The sequence below is a fragment of the Skermanella pratensis genome (assembly GCF_008843145.1).
GTDB classification, from domain to species: domain Bacteria; phylum Pseudomonadota; class Alphaproteobacteria; order Azospirillales; family Azospirillaceae; genus Skermanella; species Skermanella pratensis.
Window position 1 is genome coordinate 3,385,936 of record NZ_CP030265.1, and the last position, 9,065, is coordinate 3,395,000.

At 65.9% G+C, this 9,065-nt stretch carries 8 protein-coding genes; 3 read left to right on the top strand and 5 right to left on the bottom strand.

The genetic code is table 11. From position 1 onward, the window contains the following. Positions 1–873, top strand: a complete 873-nt coding sequence (locus DPR14_RS15400; protein ID WP_158045936.1) for an SMP-30/gluconolactonase/LRE family protein — start codon at positions 1–3, stop codon at positions 871–873. 10 nt (positions 874–883) lie between these two features. After that, on the top strand, positions 884–1,870 hold the full coding sequence (locus tag DPR14_RS15405) for a Gfo/Idh/MocA family protein (RefSeq protein WP_211103782.1): 987 nt from the start codon (positions 884–886) through the stop codon (positions 1,868–1,870). Between the two features lie 61 nt (positions 1,871–1,931). On the opposite strand, the gene DPR14_RS15410 is transcribed toward DPR14_RS15405, so the two are convergent. The 4 genes from DPR14_RS15410 to DPR14_RS15425 form a co-directional block, all read right to left on the bottom strand. Further along, positions 1,932–2,903 (bottom strand): hypothetical protein, encoded by a 972-nt coding sequence (locus tag DPR14_RS15410; RefSeq protein ID WP_158045938.1) that lies wholly within the window; start codon positions 2,901–2,903, stop codon positions 1,932–1,934. Positions 2,904–2,956: 53 nt separating this feature from the next. Beyond that, positions 2,957–3,421, bottom strand: a complete 465-nt coding sequence (locus tag DPR14_RS15415) for a hypothetical protein (RefSeq protein ID WP_158045939.1) — start codon at positions 3,419–3,421, stop codon at positions 2,957–2,959. 135 nt (positions 3,422–3,556) lie between these two features. Continuing rightward, entirely contained in the window at positions 3,557–4,603 is a 1,047-nt protein-coding gene (locus DPR14_RS15420; RefSeq protein ID WP_158045940.1) for a multicopper oxidase domain-containing protein, read from the bottom strand. 30 nt (positions 4,604–4,633) lie between these two features. Beyond that, a complete protein-coding gene (locus DPR14_RS15425; protein WP_158045941.1) occupies positions 4,634–5,743 on the bottom strand; it encodes a multicopper oxidase domain-containing protein in 1,110 nt (369 codons plus the stop codon). Positions 5,744–6,176: 433 nt separating this feature from the next. Here DPR14_RS15425 and DPR14_RS15430 point away from each other — a divergent pair, with 433 nt between their 5' ends. Continuing rightward, positions 6,177–8,264: a 3-hydroxybutyrate oligomer hydrolase family protein gene (locus tag DPR14_RS15430; RefSeq protein WP_211103783.1), complete on the top strand. Its 2,088-nt coding sequence runs from the start codon at positions 6,177–6,179 to the stop codon at positions 8,262–8,264. Positions 8,265–8,335: 71 nt separating this feature from the next. Here DPR14_RS15430 and DPR14_RS15435 read toward each other — a convergent pair whose 3' ends face one another. After that, positions 8,336–9,016, bottom strand: a complete 681-nt coding sequence (locus tag DPR14_RS15435; RefSeq protein WP_211103784.1) for an FMN-binding negative transcriptional regulator — start codon at positions 9,014–9,016, stop codon at positions 8,336–8,338. Positions 9,017–9,065 lie beyond the last annotated feature (49 nt).

Genomic DNA, 9,065 nt, shown 5'->3' on the forward strand with positions numbered 1-9,065 from the left:
GTGGAAGTCGAATGCGTTCTGGATGCCAAGGCCTTGCTTGGAGAATGCCCCGTCTGGTCGGTGGAGGAGCAGGCCCTGTACTGGGTCGACATTCTCGCCCCCGCCCTGCACCGGCTCGATCCCGCGACGGGCGCCACGCGGACATGGGCGATGCCGCACTCGATCGGCTCCTTCGGGCTGCGGGAAAGCGGCGGCGCCATCGTGGCGCTGCGCAACGGCTTCCACCTGTTCAATTTCGGGACGGGCGACCTGACGCCGGTCGCCAACCCAGAACCGGACATGGCCGGAAACCGGCTGAACGACGGCAAGGCGGCACCGGACGGCAGCTTCTGGGCCGGCACCATGGACGAGGAAACCATGAGCCGGCGGACCGGTTCGCTCTACCGGGTGGCGCCGGACGGCACGGTCCGCCGCATGCTGGACGGGCTGATCGTCTCCAACGGCCTGGCCTGGAGCGCCGACGGCCGGACCCTGTTCCATTCCGACAGCAAGGGGAAGCTGATCTGCGCCTACGACCATGAGCCCGGCACGGGCGACCTCACCAACCGCCGCGTGATCGCCGAGCCGTCGGAGGAGGTCGGTCGCCCGGACGGAGCCGCCACGGACATGGAGGGGTTCTACTGGAGCGCCGGCATTTCCGCCGGGGTGCTGAACCGCTGGTCGCCCGACGGCGGGCTGGACCGGCAGATCCCGATGCCGTGCGCGGCCCCGACCATGCCGTGCTTCGGCGGGCCGGACATGCGGACGATCTATGTGACGTCGCTGCGCCACAACGTGTCCGACGAGCGGCTGGCGGCGTTCCCCCTGTCGGGCGGGATCTTCGCGCTTGAAGTCGATGTTCCCGGCGTGCCGGTGGCGAAGTTCAAAGGATAAGGAAACATCCATGACGTTGAATGTCTGCATGGTCGGCTATGGCATGATGGGCGTCTGGCACACCGAGGCCCTGAAACGGACAGACGCCGTGCTGCACACAATCGTCGGCCGGAATCCGGAGGGGGCCAGGGAGTTCGCCGAACGCCACGGCTACCGCGGATGGTCGGTCTCGCTCGACGAGGCGCTGGCGGATCCGGAGATCGACGCCGTGATCCTGGGCACGCCGAGCGACCTGCACGAGGAGCAGGCGATCAAATGCCTGGAGGCCGGCAAGCACACGCTGATCGAGATCCCCATCGCCATGAGCTTGGCCGGTTCGAAGCGGTTGGTCGAGGCGGGTGAGAGGAGCGGCAAGGTATACGGGCTGTCGCACCCCATGCGCTTCCGCCGCGAGCGGGAAGACCTGCTGGCCCGCACCCGTGCCGGGGAGGAGAAGATCCGCCACATCGCCGGGCGCTTCTTCATCAAGCGGCTGGTCAATATCGGCGCCACGGGATACCAGCGGAGCTGGACCGACAACATCCTGTGGCACCATTTCTGCCATTTCGTCGATCTCGGCATGTACCTGTTCGACGGCGCGCCGATCCGGCGGGTCCAAAGCTATCTGGGCGAGTTGCACCCGACGACGGGCATCCCCATGGAATGCATCGTGATGGTGGAGACAGAGGCCGACCAGTCGCTGCTGGTCCACGGGTCGTACCATGCGGCCTATCGTTTCTACGACAAGTTGATCGTTACGGACCGGGACACCTATTTCTACGACATACTGGCCGGGACGCTCAAGACGTCGGAAGGCACGGCGGAGATCGAGAGCGAGCAGGACAACTGCACCCGCGTCACCCTGGATTTCCTGGAGGCCATCCGCGGAAACCGCCCGCCCCGGGCGTCCGGCCCGTCGGTGCTGCCGGCGATGCAGGTGCTCCAGACGGTCCAGGACGAATGGGACTCCCGCCACGGCGCCCGGGCCATTCCGGGCCGGCCGCTGCCGCGGGGTTGACTGATCGTGGATCGGCCCCTGGACGCAGGGCCCGATCCACGGGAGTCGCCGAGCCGGGGCGTTACCGGCGTTCGACCGCGGCCGTGGCCGTGTAGGTCTTGCCGCCGACGGTGAACCGCGCCAGCACGCCGGCCGGGCACTGCTGGGCCGCCTTCCGGATGTCGGCCCGGTACCGGTACTGGCCCTTGCCCGGGTCGGACACGTCGGGAGTGACGGCGGCGACGCCGTACTGGACCGTGCCCGCCGCGTTGAGGATGGCGACCGACCCGCTCGGCGGAACCGTGCTGCCGCGGACGTCCCACTCGATCTCGTCGGCGGCGCGCTGGCGGCACTCCGCCCGCAGGATGCTCACGCGCGGCGTCTGGCTCGCGTCGTCACCCACCGATGCCGTGGCGCTGTAGGCGTAGACGGTACCCTTGCCATCCGGCGTCGGCACGTAATAGCCCGCCACCACGATGTCCGTGCCGGGCGCGACGGAGCCGGGAGCGATCTCGAAGCCGGCCGAGTTCTTCAGCGGGGTTCCCGGCAGCCGAGGGTCGTAGGCGACGGGCGGCATTCCGGATGCGGGCGTCACGTCGGGATAAGGCCGGGCATTGGACGAGGCCGGCAGCAGGACGACCGGCATCCCTTCCACCTCGAAGCCGGTTCCGTCGTTCAGCGTCACGGTGCCGATCAGGTGGTGCTCGGCGGGCTCGACATAGACCTGCCGGGCATAGATGCCGGAAAGGTCGCGCGTGCCGGTGACGATGGCGTGGCCGCCGATGAAGCCCCGCTCCGTCCGGCCGGGTAGCGCGGGCCCGGACGCCAGGTCGCCATGGGCGAGCGGCGCCGTGGGCGAGGTCAGTTTGGTGGCGGGAGTGACGACGACGGTAAGGCCCATGACCTTGATGACGCTGTTGCCGCTCTCGACGCCCGCGGCCTCGAGCGGGCCTTCGATCTCGATCACGCCCTGGCCGGAGCCTTGGGCCATGGCGGGTACCGTGCAGAAGAGCACGGCGGCCGCGAGGGCAGGGACGCAGTGGATGATGCGCATTATGGGACCTTGATGACGTTCGGAGTGTGAAGGACGATGCGTCGGTGCGCCCATCAGGACGCGCATCCCCGGGCGCCGAGGCGGTGCCTGAGACGGAAATGCTCCGCCTTCGTGCTGAAGGCAGAGGCGCTGTCGTCGGTGAGGTCGTGGAACTGCCCGATATCGTCCGCATAGACGGTTTCGGCGAGCGACAGGAGCGCCGCCTCGCTTTCCAGGCGCGCCTTGTCGGCCGCAGACCGGTAGCTCAAGTAGGGCCTCGCCATCTGCCCGGACGCCGTGTAGACGTAGCAATCCCGGAACCCGTCATCCAGGCCGAGCCTGTTTCCGCGGTCGTCGTCAGGCTCGGCAGGCCGGTTGGCGGCATCGTCCTGCCTTTCCTTTTCGGTATCTGCCCTTTTCGCATTCTTGGTCGGCTGCAGGGCGAGCTTTCGCGCGTCGCTCTCCCTGGCGCTTACCGTAACAGGCATGACCAAGCCGGCGATCAGCAAGGCCGCAACGAGCGTTACCGATCTGAGCATTCTCTGCTTTCCTCCCATTGACCAAGGTGTTTCCCCAACACCCAAGTAGATGACGAATTTGGAAACCCCAATATTTCCGAAGCGGCAAATAAATTATGGGGACCGCCGCCATGAGGGGTGTTTCCAGCGCGCTTGTCAGGTCACTTCGATCCAGGTTCTGGCGAGTCCCCCGGCCGCGTGGGGCCGGTTGGTGATCCAGTCCTTGTAGGTGGCCGTCACCTCGTACCGGCCGGGCTGGACGTTGTGGATCATGAACGTCGTCCGCTGTGCCGGGGTGAGGTTCGTCACCGCTTTCGCCGGCACGGGAATCGGCTTCGAAAAGGTGCCGAGCTGGGGGTTCGTCCGCAGGGGCCTTCCGTCCATCTCGACGATCGTGCTGTTCAGGCCGATGCGGATGTCCAGGTTGCTGTAGGTCGCATTGATCGACCTCAACAGGATGTTCTGCCCTTTCCTGGCCCGGACGATGACGCGGGGATCCCGTTCCGTCCTGGGGTGGGGGACGCCGCTGATCAGGAAGTATTTCGGCTCGAAGCGGTTCAGCCCGGCGTCCTCGCCGCACAGGCCGGCGGAATGATTCAGTTCGTGCCAACGCGGGTCGACATCGTCGAAGGACCAGATCGCCTCCACCTGGTAGCGGAGGTCGGTCGCCTGGTCCTCGTCGGCGGGATGGCGTTCGAACAGCAGTCCCGGTCCGCTGGGAGGATCGATGACCAGCGGACCGTACATGCCCATCTCGAAATGGAGCACCGTGTTCTTGTGGCAGTGATAGAAGTAGGTGCCCGGCGTCTTGGCCTGCCACTGGTATGTGTACTGGTTGCTGACCTCGAAGGAGGTGTGTCCCACGCCGTCGTTGACGGTACTCGGCTCGATGCCGTGCCAGTGTATGGTATGGGTGTTCTTGGCCGCATCCAGGGTGGCATGGACGATCTGGCCCTGGCGCACCCGGATCAGCGGCGAGGGCCAGGTTCGGTCGCCGCCGGAGGTATTGGGATCGACGAAGCCCCAGAAGCGGACGTCGCGGCCGTCCGGCATGGTGACGTCGAAGGACCCGTGGACCTTGCGGGTCAGGCGGATGTTGGGGCTTACCTTGTCCGGGGTCTCGATCACGTCCGAATTGGGATCGCAGCCGAACGCGTCGTACTCCGCGGGATCGGTCGGCGGACGGGGAATGGTCGTGCTCATGGGAAACTTCCTTTCATCGAGCGGCGGAAACTAAAGCGGACCCTCGATGATCCAGTCCGTCACGAGCCCCAGCGGATAGGAACCTCCGGCGGAGGTCTGGGAAATCTCGTTGTGGCAGTGCATGGGGTAGATCAGCGGGAACTTCTCCTGGCGCGGCGGCCACGCGGCGTCGGGGATCTCGGGCGGCTTGGCGAAGGGCAGCAGCAGGTCCCGGCGCATCAGGGGAGGCATCGACCAAGTGTCCTCCTCGATGATGTTGTCGAGCACCCGGACCGCATGGGAGCTCTCGACGATCTCCGCGGTGGTGAAGACGTGGTTTCCGTGGATATGGGGAGAATGGGTCGCCAGCCCGGCATTGAGCGCCCGCAGCAGCAGGGGTTGGCCGACCCGCCCGCGCGGGACCGTGGCCTCGTCATGGGCCGCATCGACTCCGCTCAGGCCGTTGATGGTGAAATAACGGGGCAGGAACGATGCGGTCAGGTCGAGCGCTCCCGCGAGATCGCCCGCCTCGGCCAGCTTGTTGATTCGCGGGTCGATCTGGTTGAACACCCAGATCCGGTCCCGGCCCGGCTGCCATGGGCTTCCGGGGAAGCGGGCGTGATTGCCCAGCGCCGAGAACAGCGCGCGGACTCCGGGCGTCGCCTGGCCCGCGGCATAGGGGGTGGCCGGACTGCCGGGCGGTTGGGCGGCGGGTTCGACGACGATCGCACCGTGAAGCCCGAGGAGCCTGTTCAGCGGTGCGCGGTCCGGATCGAGATAGAAGTAGGTGCCCGGCAGACCGACCGTGAACGTCACGCTGCCGATACCGTTGGGAGCGATCGGCCCGAGGCTGACACCCGGCATGCCGGGTATTTGCAGGGAATGCGGAGTGCTCGCGAGGTTCTGCACGGTCAGGGTGACCGTCTGTCCCTGCTTCAGGCGGATGACCGGCCCCGGAACGCTCGGCTTGCCGGTGCCGAGGGAAAATGCCCACATGAAGACGGCCGACCCGTCGACCATTTCCACGTCGGCCTCTTGTATCCGAAGAGAAACTTCGATCGGCGGCGGGGCCGCCTGGGCCAGCAGCGGACCCGACAGGAATGACAGCCCGGCGACGCCTGCCAGGCCGCCTCCGTACTGGAGAAACTGCCGTCGTCGCATCTTAGACCTCCATGATGTCCATGGCGGTATGACGAGCGGCGATCTGCCGTTATTCCGAGATTACCCTATCCTGTACCTCAAGCAGAAGGACATGAGGGCACTTGTTGGACAGCTTTCTTAAGCTAAATCACTTGCCGATTAGATCATAGGTAGTGAAATAGATATAGGTGCCTTTGGGGAGGCGGACAGTGTTCGTGCTGCGGGCATGACGCTTTCCTTGTGCTCCGGGCTTCCTCCGCCGACGCCCCTATTCGGCCCGCTGTCAAGCGCACCAAACGACATGTCCGGCAAGCTGACGGTGATCAGGACATCATCCCTTTGGTGCTGCCACTTCAGGCAAGTGTATGTTCCTGAAATTGCTCCCTATTCTGAGAGCCACTGCTCCAGGATGCGGAGCTGAAGAAAATAAATCCCAGTCGGGGGATATAATTCCATGGGAAGAGTCGCAGCCACAGTCGCGTCAACGCTCTGCCTGCTCATCGGCATGGCACCGTCGGCGTTCGCCAGGGACGACGACGGAGACGACGATCGGAAGCACGGGCGGGACGGGATCGAGAGGCAGGTGATCGGCAAGATCCTGCAGGCCGATTACGACGGATACAGCGACGACCTGCTGACGGCGGGCCTGGGAGCGGCGGGACTGGCGGGACAGGCACCCCAGCCGGTGAACGCCGCCTCGCCGACCGCCGAGGAATTGCGCCGGATCGCGATCTACAACAATTACCGGGCGCTGGTGGACGTGTCGACCGGAGGCGGCTATGGCACGCTCTACGGCCCGGTCGTGGGAGTGGACGACAAGGCGAAGGATCGGGACGGAAAGATACCCGGGACGGAGTACTTGGCGCTGCTGGACGGCGACGGTCGCGGAAACTCGCGGGTGACGGTGGCCGTGCAGGTCCCCGACAGTTTCCGTCCCGACAAGCCCTGCATGGTAACGGCGACCTCGTCCGGCTCGCGCGGCGTCTACGGGGCGATCGGCACCGCGGGCGAGTGGGGGCTGAAGAAAGGCTGCGCGGTCGTCTACAACGACAAGGGGACCGGCACCGGCTTCTTCGACCTGGAGAACGGCAAGGGCTACACGATCCGGGGAGAGCATGTCGAGGCGTCCCGGTCGGGCAAGCCGCTGAACTTCGAGCCACGGATTCCGCGGCGCGAGCTGGACCGGTACCTGGAGGACAACCCGGACCGCTGGGCGATCAAGCACGCCCACTCGCGGGAGAACCCCGAGGCGGATTGGGGGACCGATACCCTGCGCTCCGTCCAGCTCGGCTTCCATCTGCTGAACCGGCATTTCGCCGGCGAGAAGGACTTCCGGAGGATAACGCCGGAGAACACCATCGTCATCGCGTCGAGCGTGTCCAACGGCGGGGCCGCGGCACTGCGGGCGGCCGAGGAGGACAGGCGGGGCTGGATCGACGGCATCGCCGTTTCGGAGCCGAACGTCAATCCGAAGCGCGACCGCTCCTTCCGGATCCAGCAGGGCAGCGGCCCGGCTTTGGTGGAACACGGACGGCCGCTTTACGACTACATGTCGTTCTACACCCTCTATGAGGGCTGTGCGGCGGCGTTGCCGGGCAATACCCGGGCCCTGCAGGTCTGCACCGACCTGAAGGCGCGCGGGCTGCTGAACGAGGGAACGCCGGCCGAGGCCCAGAAATTGATCCAGGATTATGGCATCGTGCCGGAGCAGAATGCGCTCGCGGCGTTCTACTGGTCGGCCAATGTCTACCAGTCCGTGACAGTCGCCTATGCGAACGCCTATTCCAGGGCCAGCGTGACCGACAATCTGTGCGGCTTCTCCTACGCCCATGCCGATGCGACGGACCGGCCGGCTCCCCTGCCCCGCGCCAATGCCGAGCTTGCCTTCGCCCAATCGAACGGCATTCCCCCGAATATCGGCATCCAATTGATTCGGAACGGCGTTTCGACCACGACAGTCGGCGGGGCGCCGGCTCCCATGGCGGACGTGGACGGCGCCGCCTGCCTGCGCGCCCTGTGGACCGCCGGTGACCGCGACCACTCGCGCAGGGGCGGTGGCGACAAGGGCCGCGGCGGCAGGGATCCGGCGCGGCGTTTGGCGGAAGGCGTGGAGGAGGTGCTTGCCACGGCGAACCTGCGCGGCAAGCCTGCCGTGATCATCCATGGCCGGGCCGACGCGCTGATCGCGGTCAACCACAGCTCCCGCTCATACTATGGTTCGGCCCTGAGGCAACGCCAGGAGATCCGGTACTATGAGGTGACCAACGCCCATCACCTGGACGCCTTCAACGTGATCCCGGCCTTCGCCGCCGCATACGTGCCCCTGCATGTCTATTTCAACGAGGGGCTGGATTACCTGTACGACCATCTGACCAAGGGCGACGCGCTGCCGCCTTCCCAGGTGGTCCACACCGTTCCGCGGGGGGTGGAAGCTTCCGTGGTGCCTGCGATCACCCGGGACAACGTGCCGCCCATCGCGAAGAAACCCCGGAAGGAGGACCGCATTACGTTCCGGGGATCGGTGCTCCGGATACCCGACTGAGGATCGGTAAAGCGCCGCGGGATTTCTCCCGCGGCGTCCGCTCGGGCCGGCGTGAACGGTGTGATCCGGCCTTAATCGGGGATGAGGGTGGCTGCTTGGCGTTCCCGAGCGTCCATGCTCCGGGAAAGCCCCTCTTTCACGTTCGCCCGATCCTCGGCGGTTCGGTTCTGGCTCATTTTCCGCTTGGCTTCGATCCGCGTGATGGGCAGCCGCAGACCGACGATGCCACGCAGCTGCGCTTGGATGAAGTCGGGGGGAGCATCATCGACAGCCCAGGGCCGAAGGCGCGAAGCCTCGTGGAGATCCGTCAGGCGCGTAACGACATCGAGCAGGCGGCTGGCGTCCTCGAAGAACTCGACCGGGCCGTAGGCATGGACCGCCACGTAGTTCCACGTGGGAACGACCTTTCCGTCCAGGCTCTTGCGTTCGTACCAGGAGGGGGTAACGTAGGCATCCGGCCCCATGAAGATCGCCAGGGCATCGCCCATCGGCGCCTCTTTCCACTGGGGATTCGCCTTCGCGACGTGCCCGTAGAGCGTGCCCATTTCCCCTTGGCTGTCGTCCAGGAACAAGGGCAGCGGCGTGCATGTCAGTCCGCCGGCCGTAACCGTGACCAAGTTGGCAAGCTTCGCGGCTCGCATGGTATCCTGGATGAACGGCAGGTCGGTCTCGCGGAACGCTGGCGGATTGTACATTCGGGCCTCCTTGACGGGATATAGTTTCCCAAAAACCGCTCCGCGTTGAACAGCCACTTTCTGCTTTTTCCTGCCAACGCGGAAAAGCCGCCGAAACCGGTCAGGT

What these genes read in the sequence shown, in the direction of transcription:
- DPR14_RS15420 (WP_158045940.1), bottom strand. Translation starts at nt 4,603, where the DNA reads ATGAGCACGACCATTCCCCGTCCGCCGACCGATCCCGCGGAGTACGAC.
- DPR14_RS15425 (WP_158045941.1), bottom strand. Translation starts at nt 5,743, where the DNA reads ATGCGACGACGGCAGTTTCTCCAGTACGGAGGCGGCCTGGCAGGCGTC.
- DPR14_RS15410 (WP_158045938.1), bottom strand. Translation starts at nt 2,903, where the DNA reads ATGCGCATCATCCACTGCGTCCCTGCCCTCGCGGCCGCCGTGCTCTTC.
- DPR14_RS15430 (WP_211103783.1), top strand. Translation starts at nt 6,177, where the DNA reads ATGGGAAGAGTCGCAGCCACAGTCGCGTCAACGCTCTGCCTGCTCATC.
- DPR14_RS15415 (WP_158045939.1), bottom strand. Translation starts at nt 3,421, where the DNA reads ATGCTCAGATCGGTAACGCTCGTTGCGGCCTTGCTGATCGCCGGCTTG.
- DPR14_RS15405 (WP_211103782.1), top strand. Translation starts at nt 884, where the DNA reads ATGACGTTGAATGTCTGCATGGTCGGCTATGGCATGATGGGCGTCTGG.